Source organism: Micromonospora sp. WMMA2032 (genome assembly GCF_002688545.1).
In the GTDB taxonomy this organism is placed as follows: domain Bacteria; phylum Actinomycetota; class Actinomycetes; order Mycobacteriales; family Micromonosporaceae; genus Micromonospora; species Micromonospora sediminicola.
This window is the reverse complement of sequence record NZ_CP024052.1, coordinates 5975671-5992131: the sequence shown is the minus strand read 5'-3', so window position 1 is coordinate 5992131 and position 16461 is coordinate 5975671. Positions and strand designations below refer to the sequence as shown.

Sequence of the window (16461 nt, the reverse complement as noted above, 5' to 3'; positions counted from 1 at the left end):
GGCAGCTACGAGGTGGGAGCCACGTCACGATGAGCGATCGTCTTTGCACCGTCCTGCTCTACAGCGACGACCCGAAGGTCCGGGACCGGATGCGGCTCGCCGTCGGCACCCGGCCGGCGCCCGGCATCGAGATCGAGTTCGTCGAGGCCGACGACTACGCCGGCTGCGTCCGGCTGGTCGACGACTACGAGATCGACCTGCTGCTGCTCGACGGCGAGGCGAGCCCGGGCGGCGGCATCGGCATCGCCCGCCAGATCAAGGACGACCGCGACGACGCGCCGCCGACCTGCGTGGTGCTGGCCCGCGCCGCCGACCGCTGGCTGGCCGCGTACGCCGAGGTCGACGCCACGCTGACCCACCCGCTCGACCCGGTGACCGCCGGCAGCACCGTGGTCGAGCTGCTGCGCCGCACCCACGCCGCGGCCTGACCCATCCTGCGGCGCCACGGCGACGCGGCCGTGGCGCGCGCCCCCAACCGCTTCACTCACGCCGCTCGGGAGGCCCGCCATGGGCGAACGGACCTGGCCGCTTCTGCTCAACGCGCTGCTGCGCGGCGAGGAGCTCTCCACCGCCGACACCGCCTGGGCGATGGGCGAGATCATGGCCGGCTCGGCCACCCCGGCGCAGATCGCCGGGTTCGCCGTGGCGCTGCGCACCAAGGGTGAGACCCCGGCCGAGCTGGGTGGCCTGGTCGAGACGATGCTCACCCGGGCCGTGCCGGTACGCCTGCCCGAAGAGGTGCGCGCCACCGCGCTGGACGTGGTGGGCACCGGCGGGGACCTGGCCCACACGGTCAACATCTCCACCATGGCCGCCCTGGTGGTCGCCGGCGCCGGGGTCCGGGTGGTCAAGCACGGCAACCGGGCCGCCTCCTCCTCGTGCGGCACGGCCGACGTGCTGGAGCAGCTCGGCGTGCCGCTGGACCTGGAACCGGAGCAGGTGGCGCGCTGCGTCACCGAGGCCGGCATCGGCTTCTGCTTCGCCGCCCGGTTCCACCCCGGCATGCGCCACACCGGTCCGGTCCGGCGGGAGATCGGCGTACCCACCGCGTTCAACTTCCTCGGCCCGCTGACCAACCCGGCGCGCCCGCGCGCGGGCGCGGTCGGCTGCTTCGACCGGCGGATGGCGCCGGTGATGGCGGCCGTCTTCGCCGCTCGGGGCGACTCGGCGATCGTGGTCCGCGGTGAGGACGGGCTGGACGAGTTCAGCACCGGCGCGCCGACCCGGGTCTGGGTGGCCCAGCAGGGCGCCGTCAGGGAGGCCCTGCTGGACGCGGCGGAGCTCGGGGTGCCCCGGGCCACCCTGGCCGACCTGCGGGGCGGAGACGCCGTCCACAACGCCGACGTGGTCCGGCGGCTGCTGGCCGGCGAGACCGGCCCGGTGCGGGACGCGGTGCTGGTGAACGCCGCGGTCGCGCTGTCCACCCAGGGCCCGCTCGACGGCGACCTGCACGAGGCGCTGCGGGCCAACCTGGTCCGGGCCGCCGAGTCGGTGGACTCGGGCTCCGCCGCTGCCGCGTTGGACCGCTGGCTGGAGGTCGCCCGCACCGCCTGAACGGGTGTCTGTCATACCCGCGTGCCAAACTACACGGGAGTAATTTTCCGTTTTCGGTCGATGGCTTCCCCGCCGCGACCGGCACCGGTCCGAGAGGAGACGCCCGTGTCCGCCCGCGAGTTGCCCTGCGACACCTGTGAGGGCGTCGTGCTGTTCGAGGCGCCGCCCTGCGGCGACGGGCACGGCGTCGACTGCCCCGAGCTGATCTGCACCGGCTGCGGCACGGCGATCCTGATCGCCCCGCACGCGTTGCGCCCGTCCCGCCGCCCGGCCCGCCGCGCCGCCCACCGCCACGCCGCCTGACCACCCCGGTTCCGCTCCCGCCGGATCGCCGATCTTCTTCTCGTCCGCCGGTCGGACCTCGGCAGGACGAGCCACCACCGAAAGGTCCGCGCCGCCGGCCAGCGGCGACCAGCGCAGCGACGTCACGCCCCTCCCACCCGCCAGCCGACCGTGGCCCCCCTCGGCCACTGCCCCACAGCGCCGGGTAGGGCAGGACTGAGCGGGGCGCCGGCAGGGCCAGGCAAGGCCGCGATCGCCCGTCCGGGCCGAGCCGAGCCGGGCCCCCCTGAGCCGAGCCGGCGGGCAGACCCATGGCGGCAGCCGAGCCCCGGCAGGCAGGCACCCAAGCCTGTCCCACCGCGCCACCATCCAGCACCAGCCCGCCAGGCCCCACCGCCCCCCCCCCCCCCCCGGACCCATCCCCCACCCACTCCCCTTCCACCCCAGCACCCGGTGATCAAGGAGTTGGCGTCAGGTGACGACGCCCCAGGCGACACAAACTCCTTGATCAACGTCAGACAGGTGGGTCAGGGCAGGCAGCGGACGGACCGACAGGCGGCCCAGAGCCGGCGCTGGACGAGCGCGAGGCGGGCGCGAGAGGGGCAGGCGCGAGAGGGGCAGGATCGCCCGGCCATCCCGCACCAGGCGCCACCGCCCAGGTCCGGCCGAGACCTCGGCGACCCGTCGTCCACAGCGAGCACCAACCCGCCGTCACCCACCACGGAGAGCCGTCGATCATGAAGTTGGCGGGGATGAAAGGGGCGGATCGCGCCGCCAACTTCATGGTCAACGGCGCCAGAGGGGGAAACAGTCAGGCCCGCTGCCCCGGAGGGGCGGCGGGCCTGACTGGTGGTTCGGGGGTCAGTGCTCGGCGGTGCGGCGGGTGCCGGAGTAGTACTCGAAGAGCAGCCCGCAGGTGGCGAAGACGACCGCCACCATGCCCAGGCCCAGCAGCCAGAACTGCCAGAACACGAGCCCGAGGCCGGCGATCGCGGCGGCCAGGGCCAGGCCGAACGGCCAGTAGCTGCCCGGGCTGAAGAAGCCGATCTCACCGGCGCCGTCGGCGATCTCACCGTCGGCCCGGTCCTCCGGCCGCAGGTCGATCCGGCGGGAGACGAACCAGAAGAAGCCGCCGCACATCGCGCAGAGCAGGAACGAGAGCAGCAGTGCCACGGTGCCGACCCACTCGACCCGGCCGTCGCTGTCGGCGTACGTCCAGGCGCCGTAGAGGACGGTCGCGCCGAGGAGGAACGTGGCGATGGTCAGGAAGATCTTCCACTCGGTCTTCATGCCGAACCCCTCAGTTTCCCGCGCCGGCCGTCGCGTCGGACGGGTTGAAGTTGTCCTTGGTGCGGCGGGTGTCGAACGGCTTCGTCTCGGTGGCGTACTCGGGCTCGCCGATCGCCTTGAGCGCGTCCTGGGTCGACTGGCCGCCCTTCTTGGCCGCCAGGAACTGCTCGTACTTCTCCGGCGAGACGACCCGCAGCTCGAAGTTCATGAAGGCGTGGTAGCTGCCGCACAGCTCGGCGCAGCGGCCGACGAACGCCCCCTCCTGGTCGATGCTGGAGACCTCGAACGTGTTGCGGATGCTGCCCGGCATCACGTCGCGCTTGAACAGCAGCTCCGGCACCCAGAACGAGTGGACGACGTCGCGGCTCTGCTCCTCGAACCGGATCGACCGGCCGCTCGGCAGCACCAGCACCGGGATGACCTCGCTGGTGCCCAGCACCGAGGCGACGGTGTTGGCGTCACGGCCCTGGCCGTCGCGGTAGTTGAACTGCCAGTTCCACTTGAAGGCGACGACCTCGACGGTGACGTCCGGGTTCTTCGACTCCTTGTTCACGTCGGTCTGCACGACCGCCGTGTAGTAGAAGAGCACGGAGACCACGAGGATCGGCGCGATGGTGTAGAGGAACTCCATCGGCAGGTTGTAGCGGGTCTGCACCGGCAGCTCGTTGCCGCGCTTGCGGTAGCGGATCACGCACCAGAAGATCAGGCCCCACACGAAGACGCCGACCGCGAGCGCCGCGATGCAGGACGCGATCCACAGGTCGTACATCCGGTGCGACTCGGGGGTGATGCCGCCCTGCGGCCAGCCGAAGCCGTCGAACGTCTTGCCGACGTCACAGCCGGTGAGCAGAACCAGCAGCGCCGCTCCGCCGAGACCGAGCCCGGCGATTCGACCAGCACCACGCCGCCGGCGCCCACCGGCCCCCGGGGAAGCGCTGTGCCGTACGGCCGACGGCCGTACCTCCGAACTCCTTGCGACCACCTGGTCCTGCCTCCCTAGCGCGCCGCGGCGATTCCGTGTTCTTGACACCGACGGCAAAGGCGTCACCGACGGTCGCAGATTACTCGACCATGGCGGGCCTGACCGTCTTGGGGTCACTGTCCGCCCCCATCGGGGGGATCTTGGGCGTACCCGAGCGATAGCGTGGAACGTCATGGACGCCTCCCCGGTCTACCTGGACGCCGCCAGCGCCGCTCCGCTCCACCCGGTGGCGCGGCAGGCGATGCTGGCCGCCCTGGACGACGGCTGGGCCGACCCGGCCCGGCTCTACGCGCCGGCCCGTCGGGCCCGTCAGCTCCTCGACGCCGCCCGGGAGGCCGCCGCGCAGACGCTCGGCGTCCGCGCCGACGAGCTCTCCTTCACCCCCAGCGGTACGGCGGCCGCGCACGCCGCCGTACTCGGTGGCCTGGTCGGGCGGCGGCGGGCCGGGGCGACGCTCGTGCACTCGGCGATCGAGCACTCGGCGGTGCTGCACGCCGCGCAGCGGCACACGGCGGCCGGCGGCGCGGCGGTGTCCGTACCCGTGGACCGGCTGGGCCGGCTGGACCTGGACGCCTGGGCGGCGGCGGTGGCCGCCCCCGGCGTGGCCCTCGCGGCGCTGATCGGAGCCAGCCACGAGGTGGGCACCGTGCAGCCGGTGCCCGCCGCGGCCGAGCTGTGCGCCGAGGCCGGGGTGCCGCTGTACGTGGACGCGGCGCAGCTGGTCGGCCGGGCGCCGCTGCCGGCGGGCTGGTCGGTGCTGACCGCCAGCGCGCACAAGTGGGGCGGCCCGCCCGGCGTCGGGCTGCTGGCGGTGCGCAAGGGCACCCGGTGGGAGTCGCCGTACCCGGCCGACGAGCGGGAGTCGGGGCGTACGCCGGGGGTGGTGAACCTGCCGGCGGTGGTGGCCGCGGCGGCGAGCCTGCGCGCGGCGGCGGCCGACGCGGCGGCCGAGGCGGCCCGGCTGGCGCCGCTGGTGGACCGGATCCGGACCCGGGTGGCGGCGGAGGTGCCGGACGTGGAGGTGGTCGGCGACCCGGTGGACCGGTTGCCGCACCTGGTGACGTTCTCCTGCCTGTACGTGGACGGCGAGGCGCTGCTGCACGCGCTGGACCGGCGTGGCTTCGCGGTCTCCTCCGGCTCGTCCTGCACGTCCTCGACGTTGCGGCCGTCACACGTGCTGGAGGCGATGGGGGTGCTGTCGCACGGCAACGTGCGGGTGTCGCTGCACCGGGAGACCACCGAGGCGGACGTGGAGCGGTTCCTCGCCGAGCTGCCCGGGATCGTCGCGGCCCTGCGCGCCGAGGCGGGGGTGACCGACCTGTGAGCGAACCGGACGAGGTGCTCGACTGTCGGGGGCAGCGCTGCCCGCTGCCGGTGATCAATCTCGCTCGCCGGGTGCCCGGGTTGCCGGCCGGCGCGGTGGTCCGGGTGCTCGCCGACGACCCGGCCGCCGCGGTGGACATCCCGGCGTGGTGCCGGATGCGGGGGCACGAGTTCCTCGCCGCCCACCCGCACGCCGGTCCCGCCTACGACGTCCGGGTGTAAGGAGGGGCCCCTTCTTAACGCCTCCGGTAGAGCAGGGGGCCCCTTTTAACGCCGGTGACGGCCGGAGCTCAGCCCAGGTAGGCGAGGATGCCGGGAAGCGGGTCGACGGCCACGGCGGTGTCGACCACCAGGCGCGGGCCGATCAGCGGCTCGTACTCGGCCCGGCGCCGCAGCGTCTGTTCCCAGGTGACGTGCTCCTCGGGCGGCCGGGCCTCGACCCGGCGGCGGTGCTCCGCCTCGTCGCCGCAGTGCACCTCGATCACCCGCAGCGGCACCCCGGCCCGCTCGGCCAGGTCGTGCCAGAGGCCGCGCGCGCTGGCGACCGGGTTCACCGCGTCGACCACCACGCTGAACCCCAGGCCGAGCTGCACCTCGGCCAGCCCGGCGACCGCCCCGTAGGCGGCCATGCCGGACACGTCGCCGGTGAGGCCGTAGCGGCCCAGCGCCCGTTCGACCGGGTCGACCGGCAGCACCGGGGCGCGCAACGCCGCGCCGACCCGGGTGGCCAGGGTGCTCTTGCCCACGCCGGGCAGCCCGGCGAACGCGACCAGCAGCGGGCCGCCGGCGCCGGCGCGGACCCCCGGGTCCACCCCGCCGCCGCCCGCCACGCCGGTCACAGCAGGTGCGGCCGGACGTCCTCGGCGGCCGCGTCGCCGTACGACTCGGCGAGCCGCTTCACGAACAGGTCCCGGCGGACCTCGTACTCCTGGCCACCGAAGTTCTCCAGCACGAGCGTGGCCAGCAGGCAGCCGACCTGGGCCGCGCGCTCCAGGCCGACGCCCCAGTCGAGCGCGGCGAAGAAGCCGGCCCGGAAGCCGTCACCGACGCCGGTCGGGTCGACCGCCTGGATCTCCCGCGCGATCGGCACCCGGATGGTGCCGACCTCCCGGCCGGCGATCTCCACGCCCTGCTTGCCCAGCGTGGTGACCCGCACCTTCACCCGGTCCAGCAGCTGCTCGTCGGTGAGACCGGCCTTGCTCTGCAGCAGCGACCGCTCGTACTCGTTGGTCATCAGGTAGTCGGCGCCGTCGATCAGGCCGAGCACGTCCGCGCCGTCCATCCGGGCGAGCTGCTGCGAGGGGTCGGCGACGAAGGAGTAGCCGCGGTCGCGGCACTCGGCGGAGTGCCGGATCATCGCGGCCGGGTCGTTGGCGCTGACCAGCACCAGGTCCAGCCCGCCGAGCCGCTGCGCGACCGGGGACAGCTCGATGTTGCGGGCCTCGCTCATCGCGCCGGCGTAGAACGAGGCGATCTGGCACATGTCGGTGTCGGTGGTGCAGACGAAGCGGGCCGTGTGCGCCACCTCGCTGACGTGCACCGAGTCGCAGTCCACGCCGTGCCGCTCCAGCCAGGAGCGGTAGTCGGCGAAGTCCGCGCCGACGGCGCCGAGGAGCACCGGTCGCAGCCCGAGCTGGGCCATGCCGAACGCGATGTTGGCGGCGGTGCCACCGCGCCGCAGCACCAGCTCGTCGACGAGGAAGGACAGCGAGACCTTGTCGAGCTGGTCGGCGATGAGCTGGTCGGCGAAGCGGCCGGGGAAGCTCATCAGGTGGTCGGTCGCGATCGAGCCGGTCACGGCGATCTTCATGTCAACCCTCGTGGTCGGGAGCACGGCGCGGTCAGCCTACCGGTCGGTCCGGTCGCCCGGACGGCGGTCGGCCGCCGACCGGTCGCTCCCCGCACATCCGGACGTCACCGCACGGACACCCACCGGTACGACGAAACGGCGGGACCACCCCGTCCGGGGTGGTCCCGCCGTTTCCGGTCGAGCGGGGCCCGCCGACTCAGCTGAAGGAGTCGCCGCAGGCGCAGGAGTTGCCGGCGTTCGGGTTGTCGATGGTGAAGCCCTGGGCGTCGATCCGGTCGGCGAAGTCGATGGTGGCGCCGGCCAGGTAGGGGGCGCTCATCCGGTCGACGACGACCTCGACACCGCCGAAGTCGGTGACGACGTCACCGTCGAGCGACCGCTCGTCGAAGAAGAGCTGGTACCGCAGGCCGGAGCAGCCACCCGGCTGCACGGCGACCCGGAGCCGCAGGTCGTCGCGGCCCTCCTGCTCGATCAGGGCCTTGACCTTCTGCGCCGCGACGTCGGTGAGGACGACGGTGCTGGGGGCCTGCGTGGCCTCGGTCGACTCGGTCTGCGCTGGCGTGGTCACGTGGAAGTCTCCCTGCGCGGTATGAGGTCCGGACGTACTGGCCAACGCCGCACGTCCGCCAGTATTCCCGGTGGTCCGTCTCCGATCGTACGCCGCTGCCGGCGTGACCACCCGGCGGCGTGACCAGCGGAACGCGCTCAGCGGCTCCACTGGCCGGCCAGGCGGGCCCCGAGCGCCCGCAGCCCCTCGGCCGGGCGCTCCATCGCCGCGGCCACTCCCCCGCGCTCCTCGCCGCCGAAGTGCTCGACCAGGCTGTGCGCCTCGGTCACGCCGGCCGCGGCGGCCTCCCGCCGGCCGGTGCTCACCCGTCCCGCCAGCACCACGCAGGGCACGCCGCGGTCGCGGGCCGCCCCGGCCACGCCGGCGACCACCTTGCCGCGCAGCGACTGGTGGTCGAACGAGCCCTCGCCGGTGACCACCAGGTCGACGGTGTCCAGCGCGGTGTCCAGGTCGACCGCCCGGGTGACCAGCCCGATGCCCGACTCACACCGGCCGCCCAGGGCCAGCACCGCCGCGCCGAGTCCGCCGGCCGCGCCGCCGCCGGGCAGCGCGCCGAGCCCGGACGGGCAGTCGGGCAGCCGCTCGACCAGCACGTCGGCCCAGCGCTCCAGCGCGGCGTCGAGCAGCAGCACGTCCGCCCGGGTGGCGCCCTTCTGCGGCCCGAAGACGCTGCTCGCGCCGTGCAGCCCGAGCAGCGGGTTGTCCACGTCGGTGGCGGCGACCAGCGCCGCGCCGCGCAGTCGGGGAGCGCCGTCGAGCCCGGCCACGGCCGCGAGCGCCGCGCCGCCGTACGGGAGGGCCCGGCCGGCCCCGTCGAGCGCTGTCACGCCGAGCGGGACGAGCATGCCGGCGCCCCCGTCGTTGGTGGCCGACCCGCCCAGCCCGACCACGACGGTCCGCGCGCCCGCCTCGACCGCGGCGGCGACGAGCAGGCCCAGCCCGTACGAGGTGGTGGCCTTCGGGTCGCGCTCGGCGGGCGACAGCAGGTGCAGGCCGCACGCCTGCGCGCTCTCCAGGTAGGCCACACCGTCGTCGGTGAGCAGGATCTCACCGGCGGCCGGGCGGCCCAGCGGGTCGACCGTCGGCACCGGCAGCCGGCGTCCCCCGAGCGCCTCGGCGAGCACGGCGACGAACCCGGGGCCGCCGTCGGCGAGGGGTCGCAGCAGCAGTTCGTCGTCGGGGGCGACGCTCCGCCAGCCCTCGGCCACCGCGGCGGCGACGTCGGGGGCCGACAGCGTGCCGGCGAACTTGTCCGGGCAGAGCAGCACGCGCATGCCGAGCAGTGTGGCAGGCCACATCGGTGGCGGCTGCGCGGCGGCCGGGCTGTGGGACCATGGGGTCGTGACTTCGACCTGGGTTGAGCCCTCCAACACCGCCACTGCGCTGCTGCTCCTCGGCCGCGGCAGCGACCCCGCCACCGAGCGTGGCGTGGAGTGTCCGGGTGACCTCCCCGCGCCGAGCGACCCCGACCTGGTGGCCCGCGCGGCGGCGGCGAAGGCCGCGCTCGGCACGAAGGTGTTCGTGCTGGGCCACCACTACCAGCGCGACGAGGTGATCCAGTTCGCCGACGTGACCGGCGACTCGTTCAAGCTGGCCCGGGAGGCCGCGGCCCGGCCCGACGCGGAGTACATCGTCTTCTGCGGTGTGCACTTCATGGCCGAGAGCGCCGACATCCTCACCTCGGACGCGCAGAAGGTGATCCTGCCCGACCTGGCCGCCGGCTGCTCGATGGCGGACATGGCGGTGCTGACGCAGGTCGAGGCCGCCTGGGACACGCTGACCGACCTGGGTGTCGCCGCCGACACGGTCCCGGTGACCTACATGAACTCCTCGGCCGACATCAAGGGTTTCGTCGGCCGCAACGGCGGCGTGGTGTGCACCTCGTCCAACGCCAAGCGCGCCCTGGACTGGGCGTTCGAGCAGGGCCGCAAGGTGCTGTTCCTGCCCGACCAGCACCTGGGCCGCAACACGGCGGTGCTGGAGATGGGCTTCTCGCTGGACGACTGCGTGCTCTACGACCCGCACAAGCCGGGCGGCGGGCTGACCCCGGAGCAGGTGCGCGACGCGAAGATGATCCTGTGGCGCGGGCACTGCTCGGTGCACGGCCGCTTCACGCTCGACAGCGTGAACGACGTGCGGGCCCGGGTGCCCGGCGTGAACGTGCTGGTGCACCCGGAGTGCCGGCACGAGGTCGTCACCGCCGCCGACCTGGTGGGCTCGACCGAGTTCATCATCTCCACGATCGAGGCGGCCCCGGCCGGCTCGGCGTGGGCGGTGGGCACGGAGCTGAACCTGGTCCGCCGGCTCGCGCTGGCCCACCCGGACAAGCAGATCATGTTCCTCGACCGGGCGGTCTGCTACTGCTCGACGATGAACCGGATCGACCTTCCGCACCTGGTCTGGGCGCTGGAGGAGCTGGTCGCGGGTCGCGTGGTCAACCAGATCACCGTCGACCCCGACACCGCCCGACACGCCCGGACGGCGCTGGACCAGATGCTCGCCCTGCCGGGGGTCTGATCACCGTCGGTCACCCCGCTGGCACGGAAACGCACCGGACACCCCGGTTCGTGCCCTCGCTGGCGATGTGACCGATTCCATTCTCGTCACGGAGGGCTATGCTGCCGGGGCGACGACACACGCGGGCCGTTTTTCGATGACCGCGATTCGGGTAGCGATGTACTTCGCAGACCCCTCACCTACACGGCAGCACCCAACGCGCTGGAGGTTGCGTTGACCGACGACGTCCTGGTCGTACACGGAGGCACTCCGCTCGAAGGGCGGATCCGCGTGCGCGGCGCGAAGAACCTCGTGTCCAAGGCGATGGTCGCCGCTCTGCTCGGCGACACACCCAGCCGACTGTTCGACGTGCCGCGGATCCGCGACGTCGAGGTGGTCCGCGGGCTGCTCGGCCTGCACGGGGTGAAGGTGACCGACGGCACCGAGGACGGCGAGCTGGTCTTCGACCCGTCCAACGTCGAGAGCGCCAGCACCGACCAGATCAACGTGCACGCCGGGTCCAGCCGGATCCCGATCCTGTTCTGCGGCCCGCTGCTGCACCGGCTCGGCCACGCCTTCATCCCCGACCTGGGCGGCTGCCACATCGGCCCCCGCCCGATCGACTTCCACCTCCAGGCGCTGCGCGAGTTCGGCGCCACGGTCGAGAAGACCCCCGAAGGGCTGCACCTGTCCGCACCGAACGGGCTGCACGGCACCAAGTTCGCCCTGCCGTACCCGAGCGTGGGGCCACCGAGCAGGTGCTGCTCACCGCCGTGATGGCCGAGGGCGTCACCGAGCTGCGCAATGCGGCGGTCGAGCCCGAGATCATCGACCTGATCTGCATCCTGCAGAAGATGGGCGCGATCATCAAGGTCCACACCGACCGGGTGATCGAGATCCAGGGCGTCAAGAAGCTGCACGGCTACACCCACCGGCCGATCCCGGACCGGATCGAGGCGGCCAGCTGGGCGGCGGCGGCGCTGGCGACCCGGGGCCACGTCGAGGTGCTCGGCGCGCAGCAGGCCGACATGATGACCTTCCTGAACATCTTCCGGTCGGTCGGCGGCGAGTACGAGGTCACCGACGCCCGACCGCCGAAGCTCGGCGACCCGGGCCAGGAGGGTGGCATCCGGTTCTGGCACCCGGGCGGCGAGCTGAACGCGGTCGCGCTGGAGACCGACGTGCACCCCGGCTTCATGACCGACTGGCAGCAGCCGCTGGTGGTCGCGCTCACCCAGGCCCGGGGCCTGTCGATCGTCCACGAGACGGTCTACGAGCAGCGGCTCGGCTACACCGAGGCGCTGAACACGATGGGCGCCAACATCCAGGTCTACCGGGACTGCCTCGGCGGCACCCCGTGCCGCTTCGGCCGGCGCAACTTCAAGCACTCCGCGGTGATCGCCGGCCCGAGCAAGCTGCACGCGGCCGACCTGGTCATCCCGGACCTGCGGGCCGGGTTCAGCCACCTCATCGCGGCGCTGGCCGCCGAGGGCACCTCGCGGGTGTACGGCGTCGACCTGATCAACCGCGGCTACGAGGACTTCGAGGCCAAGCTGGCCGACCTCGGCGCGCACGTCGAGCGCCCCTGATCACACTCTCTCCGTCGGCCCGGTGCACCGCGTGTGCACCGGGCCGACGCGTTTGGCTACCCTTGCCGGCGTGCCGTCGTTGTTTCGTCGCAAGTCAGCCGACCTCGTCGAGGAGTCCGTCACCCCGGTGACGACCGACGAGGAGTCCTCCGCCCGTCCCCGGGGCTACACGCCCAGCAAGAAGGAACTCGGGCAGACCACCCCGAAGCGCCCCGCCGCCGGTCGCCGTCCGGCCGCCCCGGCCCGCGCGCTGACCAAGGAGGAGGCCCGGGAGCAGCGCCGCGCGGCACGCGCCGAGGCCGCGGCCGAGTTCCGCCGCGAGGGCGGGCCACGCGACCGGGGCCCGGAGCGGCTGCTGGCCCGCAACGTGGTCGACTCCCGGCGTACGGTCGGCACCTGGTTCTTCGGCGGCGCGCTGATCGTCCTGGTCGGCTCCAACCAGGCCATGCCGCCGCAGGTGCGACTGGTGTCGAACCTGCTCTGGGGCGCGCTGGCCCTCGGCGTGCTGATCGACTCCGTGCTGATCGCCCGGAAGATCAAGAAGCTGGTCCGCGAGCGCTTCCCGAAGAGCACCGAGAAGCTGGGGTCGCTCTACTTCTACGCGATCATGCGGTCGATCACGTTCCGCAAGATGCGCGCCCCCGCCCCCCGGGTCAACATCGGCGACAAGGTCTGACCGGCGCGCACACGTGTTAAGCGGGGCCCCTTCCTATACGCCAGGCGTTAAGAGGGGGCCCTTCCTTTCACTGCGGTAGAGCCGGGCGACGACCTCCTCGATGTCCGGCTCGACGATCGAGATGTCCCGCAACGTGGCCAGGCCGGCGAGCCCCGCCACCACCTCCGCCACGCTCGCCGCCTCCAGCGCGAAGACCAGCCGCCGGCCGTCCGCCTCCACCCGCTGCACCGGCGCGCCGGGCAGCACCGGCGGCTCCGGCAGCGCGGCGTCCAGTTCGGCGACCACCATCCGGCGCGACCCGTACCGGCGGTGCAGCTCGGCGATCGAGCCGTCGTGCACCACCCGCCCGTGGTCGATCACCACCAGCCGACGGCAGAGCCGTTCGATGTCGGCCAGGTCGTGCGTGGTGAGTACCAGCGTGGTGTCACCGGCCCGGCCCAGCTCGGCCAGGAAGCCACGGACCGCCTGCTTGCTGACCACGTCCAGCCCGATGGTGGGCTCGTCCAGGAAGAGCACCTCCGGGCCGTGCAGCAGCGCCGCGGTCAGCTCGCCGCGCATCCGTTGACCGAGGGAGAGCTGCCGGACCGGGGTGTCCAGGAACGCGTCCAGGTCGAGCAGGTCCCGGCACCGGGCCAGCCGGGCGGCGTGCGCGGCGGCCGGCACCCGGTAGACGTGCCGCAGCAGGTCGAACGAGTCCCGCAGCGGCAGGTCCCACCAGAGCTGCGAACGCTGCCCGAACACCACCCCGATACGCAACGCCAACCGGGTCCGGTCGGCCACCGGCCGCAGCCCGCAGACCCGGGCGTGGCCCGCCGACGGCGTCAGCACCCCGGTCAGCATCTTCAGCGTGGTCGACTTCCCGGCGCCGTTGGGCCCGATGTAGCCGAGCATCTCGCCGCGCTCCACCCGCAGGTCGACCCCGTCGACAGCGGTCACCGTCCGCTTCTCGCGGCGCAGCGCCCCGGCCCTGACCCGGACCGTGAACTCCTTGCGCAGCCCGTCCGTCTCGATGACGTTCATGACCCCGTACTCCGGTAGTGACGGATCCCGACCCGCCAGGCCAGGGCGGCGACCGCCGCCGCGACCAGCGCGACGCCCGGCGAGGCCCACCCCACCCAGGGCGGCAGGCCGAGCGGGTCGGCGCGGCCGAGCAGCGCCAGCGCCGGGTGGTAACTGACGAAGGCGAACCCCATCCCGTACGCGAACAGCGCGCGGAACCAGCCGCCGTAGACGGTGATCGGGTACGAGGTGAAGTCGCGCCCCCCGTAGGTCACCGAGTTGGCCATCTCCCCCGAGTCGACCCAGTAGAACGACACCGTGGCGGTGGTGACGAAGACCGACGCGAAGAACACCACAGCGGCCGGCGGGGCGACCACGGCCAGCGCCACCCGGCCCGGGGTCCAGTCGATCCCCGCCGAGGCGAGCGCGTACAGCAGCACGGCCAGCCCGAACACGGCCCGGGACACCTTGCGCAGCGGCAGGTCCATCAGCAGCAGCTGGGGCAGCGCCGCGAGCGGGCGGACCAGCACGGCGTCGAACAGGCCGGTGCGGACGTACCGGGGCAGCCGTTCGATGTTGCCGACCAGCAGGTCGGCGGCGGCGAAGGCGCACGACGACAGCCCGACCACGACGAGCGTCTCGCGCAGCGTGAACCCGCCCAGCTCACGGGTCACCCCGAAGATCACCAGGACGGTGACCACGTCGAACACGGTCGCGCCCAGGTTGCCGACCAGGTCCACCACGAACGAGGTGCGGTAGGCGGCCTGCGAGCGGGCCTGCGCCCCGAGCAGCGCCCGGTACGCCCGCAGCGCGCTCTCGCGCTCAGCCACCCTGGGCGCGCTGTCGCGCTCAGCCACCCTGGGCGCGCTGTCGCGCTCAGCCACCCTGGGCGCGCTGTCGCGCTCAGCCACCCTGTACCACCAGGCGGCGCTCGGCACGGCGCTGGACCAGCCGGCAGAGCGCCAGCAGCAGCACCGCCCAGACCAGTTGCAGCCCGACCAGGCCGAGACCGGTCGACATCGGCTCGCGCTCGACCAGCACGTCCAGCGGAACCTGCAGGATGCTGGGGAACGGAGTGGCGTACCGCAGGGTGGCCTCCAGCCAGCCGGGGAGGAAGCCCAGCGGGAAGTAGAGCCCGGCCAGCACGCCCGAGCCGAGCGTCCAGAGGATCATCGGACCGCGGACGTCCTGGAGCCAGTAGGCGGTGGCGTTGACCAGGTAGCGGCAGCCGAAGCAGACCACCACGGCAAGCAGCGTGGAGAGCAGGAACAACGGCACGGTGGCCCAGTGCCGGGGCAGGTAGACGGCGAAGAAGAGCGGGCCGACCACCAGCGGCGGTACCAGCCGGGCCAGCGCGGCGAACCCGGCCCGGCCGAGGTCGACCGCGAGGTAGCTGGTCACCGGGTGCACCGGCCGCAGCAGGTCGGCGGCCACCTCGCCGGTGCGGATCCGGTCGGCCAGTTCGGTCCAGCCCCAGATGGCGATCACCGCCAGCAGGCCCTGCCCGGCCCAGACGAACGTGGCGAGCTGCGTCCGGTCGTAACCGGCCACGGCGCCGGCCGCGCCGGTCGCGGCGAGGAAGATGTAGCAGCGCAGGAAGCCGAACACGGTGTTGGTGACGACGCCCGCCACCGCGGCCTGGCGGTAGGTCGCGTACCGGCGGAAGCCGGCCGCCACTATCGCGCCGAATGTCCGAAACCATGGGGTAACGTGTGCGTCCGTGGGTGGTCCCACAGTGGCGGTGACCGAGCCCACGCCGTTACCCTCCTTCCGCAGCCACGACGTGCTGGACCGGGCGACTCTACCGGCACGTCCGGTGCCCAGCGCGACAATTTCCAACGAGGTGACACCGCCGTGAGCGAGCGACGCGAGCCGGCCCCGGGGCCGCGCCGCGCGAGCGGCGGGAGGGGCTGCCGATGAGTGGCTGGGGCAGCTGGCGCGAGCCGGCCGAACCGGCCTGGGCCGCCGAGCCCACCCACGAGTGGGAGCCGCAGTTCCCCGGACAGCGCTACCCCGGCGACATCGGCCTCGAGAACCTGACGCCTCCGCCCCGCCGTCGCGCCGTGGTCGGACGCGCCGAGGTACGCCCGGTCAGCCCCGCTCCGGGTGTCGAGCACCCGGTCAGCCCCGCCGGTCCCCGCCCCGACGACGCGTACCCGGTGAGCCCCGCGAGCCCGCGTGGCTCGTACCCGGTCAGCCCCGCCGGACCGCGCGAGGCCCGTCCGACCAGCCCCGCCGGACCGCGCGGCACCTACCCGGTCAGCCCCGCCGGGCCGCGCGGTACCTACCCGGTCAGCCCCGCCGGACCGCGCGGTACCTACCCGCTCAGCCCCGCCGGACCGCGCGAGGCCCGTCCGTCCACTCCGGCCGGCCCGGACGGGCGTCGTGCGTCGTACCCGGTGAGTCCGGCCGCCGCGGACGGTTCGCGCGGGTCGCACCCCGGCGGCGCGGGGCCGCGCGACCGGAACGGTCGTCCGGACGGACCGGGCCCGGACGACCGGCGGCCCTGGCCCGAGGAGCGGCACCGGCCCGGCCCGGAGCGCGCCGACCAGCGGTGGGTACGTCCCGCCGCGGCGTCGCACCGACCGGCCCCGCCCGGATCCGAGCCGGGTTGGGTGCCGGAACCGAACGAGGTCCCGCACGCCGGCCCGGGCTGGTCCGAGCGCCGCCGCCCGGTGGACGGCCGACGTGTCCCCGGGGACGACCACGAGGCCACCCCGGACGGTCGCCGCGGTCCGGCGTTCGACCCGCGTCGGGACGCCCTCCCCCACGGCCACCGGGAGGCGTCCCTCGACGGTCGACGTGAGGCCGGTCCCGGTCGGCCGGTCGACCGGCGGGACCATCCGATGGCGTCGCCGGAGCGGGACGGCCGCGACGGTTGGCGTGACCCCG

The 16461-nt window shown here is 73.7% G+C and carries 16 protein-coding genes and 1 pseudogene; 8 read left to right on the top strand and 9 right to left on the bottom strand.

Annotated features, from left to right (window positions below; all coding sequences use genetic code 11):
* The first annotated feature begins 29 nt into the window (after positions 1-29).
* The 3 genes from CO540_RS27885 to CO540_RS27875 all read left to right on the top strand — a co-directional run bounded on the left by CO540_RS27885 (position 30) and on the right by CO540_RS27875 (position 1857).
* Positions 30-428 (top strand): hypothetical protein, encoded by a 399-nt coding sequence (locus CO540_RS27885; protein ID WP_091573203.1) that lies wholly within the window; start codon positions 30-32, stop codon positions 426-428.
* Positions 429-507: 79 nt separating this feature from the next.
* Complete coding sequence (trpD, locus tag CO540_RS27880) at positions 508-1554, top strand: anthranilate phosphoribosyltransferase (protein ID WP_099164233.1); 1047 nt, start codon at positions 508-510, stop codon at positions 1552-1554.
* A 105-nt stretch (positions 1555-1659) separates the two neighbouring features.
* Complete coding sequence (locus CO540_RS27875; RefSeq protein WP_099164232.1) at positions 1660-1857, top strand: hypothetical protein; 198 nt, start codon at positions 1660-1662, stop codon at positions 1855-1857.
* A gap of 840 nt (positions 1858-2697) precedes the next feature.
* Here CO540_RS27875 and CO540_RS27865 read toward each other — a convergent pair.
* Together CO540_RS27865 and coxB are read right to left on the bottom strand one after the other, a co-directional pair.
* Complete coding sequence (locus tag CO540_RS27865; protein WP_099164230.1) at positions 2698-3126, bottom strand: cytochrome c oxidase subunit 4; 429 nt, start codon at positions 3124-3126, stop codon at positions 2698-2700.
* 10 nt (positions 3127-3136) lie between these two features.
* Entirely contained in the window at positions 3137-4108 is a 972-nt protein-coding gene (coxB, locus tag CO540_RS27860; RefSeq protein ID WP_099164229.1) for a cytochrome c oxidase subunit II, read from the bottom strand.
* 172 nt (positions 4109-4280) lie between these two features.
* On the opposite strand from coxB, the gene CO540_RS27855 reads away from it, so the two are divergent.
* On the top strand, positions 4281-5432 hold the full coding sequence (locus CO540_RS27855) for a cysteine desulfurase family protein (RefSeq protein WP_099164228.1): 1152 nt from the start codon (positions 4281-4283) through the stop codon (positions 5430-5432).
* Positions 5429-5653, top strand: a complete 225-nt coding sequence (locus tag CO540_RS27850; RefSeq protein ID WP_091573197.1) for a sulfurtransferase TusA family protein — start codon at positions 5429-5431, stop codon at positions 5651-5653. Before CO540_RS27855 ends, CO540_RS27850 begins: the two co-directional genes overlap by 4 nt.
* Before the next feature lie 68 nt (positions 5654-5721).
* On the opposite strand, the gene CO540_RS27845 is transcribed toward CO540_RS27850, so the two are convergent.
* From CO540_RS27845 to CO540_RS27830, 4 genes are all read right to left on the bottom strand, one after another.
* Entirely contained in the window at positions 5722-6270 is a 549-nt protein-coding gene (locus tag CO540_RS27845; RefSeq protein ID WP_099164227.1) for an ATP-binding protein, read from the bottom strand.
* Positions 6267-7241 (bottom strand): carbohydrate kinase family protein, encoded by a 975-nt coding sequence (locus tag CO540_RS27840; RefSeq protein WP_091573195.1) that lies wholly within the window; start codon positions 7239-7241, stop codon positions 6267-6269. Before CO540_RS27840 ends, CO540_RS27845 begins: the two co-directional genes overlap by 4 nt.
* Before the next feature lie 196 nt (positions 7242-7437).
* Positions 7438-7809: an iron-sulfur cluster insertion protein ErpA gene (gene erpA / locus CO540_RS27835; protein WP_091573194.1), complete on the bottom strand. Its 372-nt coding sequence runs from the start codon at positions 7807-7809 to the stop codon at positions 7438-7440.
* Positions 7810-7946: 137 nt separating this feature from the next.
* Positions 7947-9107 carry a glycerate kinase gene (locus CO540_RS27830; RefSeq protein ID WP_099164226.1) on the bottom strand — a complete coding sequence of 387 codons (1161 nt, stop codon included), beginning with the start codon at positions 9105-9107 and terminating at the stop codon, positions 7947-7949.
* Between the two features lie 43 nt (positions 9108-9150).
* On the opposite strand from CO540_RS27830, the gene nadA reads away from it, so the two are divergent.
* From nadA to CO540_RS27815, 3 genes and pseudogenes are all read left to right on the top strand, one after another.
* The gene (gene nadA / locus CO540_RS27825) at positions 9151-10326 is read left to right on the top strand and encodes a quinolinate synthase NadA (protein WP_091577160.1); all 1176 of its coding nucleotides are present in this window, start codon (positions 9151-9153) and stop codon (positions 10324-10326) included.
* Positions 10327-10539: 213 nt separating this feature from the next.
* Positions 10540-11894 (top strand): annotated as a pseudogene (gene murA / locus CO540_RS27820) (UDP-N-acetylglucosamine 1-carboxyvinyltransferase).
* A 70-nt stretch (positions 11895-11964) separates the two neighbouring features.
* A complete protein-coding gene (locus tag CO540_RS27815; RefSeq protein ID WP_099164225.1) occupies positions 11965-12570 on the top strand; it encodes a DUF3043 domain-containing protein in 606 nt (201 codons plus the stop codon).
* A 33-nt stretch (positions 12571-12603) separates the two neighbouring features.
* Here the strand turns inward: CO540_RS27815 and CO540_RS27810 are convergent, their stop codons facing one another.
* From CO540_RS27810 to CO540_RS27800, 3 genes are all read right to left on the bottom strand, one after another.
* Positions 12604-13590: an ATP-binding cassette domain-containing protein gene (locus CO540_RS27810; RefSeq protein WP_099164224.1), complete on the bottom strand. Its 987-nt coding sequence runs from the start codon at positions 13588-13590 to the stop codon at positions 12604-12606.
* Complete coding sequence (locus CO540_RS27805; protein WP_253866238.1) at positions 13587-14399, bottom strand: ABC transporter permease; 813 nt, start codon at positions 14397-14399, stop codon at positions 13587-13589. The genes CO540_RS27810 and CO540_RS27805 overlap by 4 nt, the downstream gene beginning before the upstream one ends.
* Positions 14400-14472: 73 nt before the next feature.
* Positions 14473-15324 (bottom strand): ABC-2 family transporter protein, encoded by an 852-nt coding sequence (locus tag CO540_RS27800; protein WP_099164223.1) that lies wholly within the window; start codon positions 15322-15324, stop codon positions 14473-14475.
* Positions 15325-16461 lie beyond the last annotated feature (1137 nt).

Coding starts and splice junctions, on each gene's coding strand:
- CO540_RS27885 (WP_091573203.1), top strand. CDS start 30: ATGAGCGATCGTCTTTGCACCGTCCTGCTCTACAGCGACGACCCGAAG.
- trpD (WP_099164233.1), top strand. CDS start 508: ATGGGCGAACGGACCTGGCCGCTTCTGCTCAACGCGCTGCTGCGCGGC.
- CO540_RS27865 (WP_099164230.1), bottom strand. CDS start 3,126: ATGAAGACCGAGTGGAAGATCTTCCTGACCATCGCCACGTTCCTCCTC.
- CO540_RS27855 (WP_099164228.1), top strand. CDS start 4,281: ATGGACGCCTCCCCGGTCTACCTGGACGCCGCCAGCGCCGCTCCGCTC.
- CO540_RS27840 (WP_091573195.1), bottom strand. CDS start 7,241: ATGAAGATCGCCGTGACCGGCTCGATCGCGACCGACCACCTGATGAGC.
- CO540_RS27830 (WP_099164226.1), bottom strand. CDS start 9,107: ATGTGGCCTGCCACACTGCTCGGCATGCGCGTGCTGCTCTGCCCGGAC.
- CO540_RS27810 (WP_099164224.1), bottom strand. CDS start 13,590: ATGAACGTCATCGAGACGGACGGGCTGCGCAAGGAGTTCACGGTCCGG.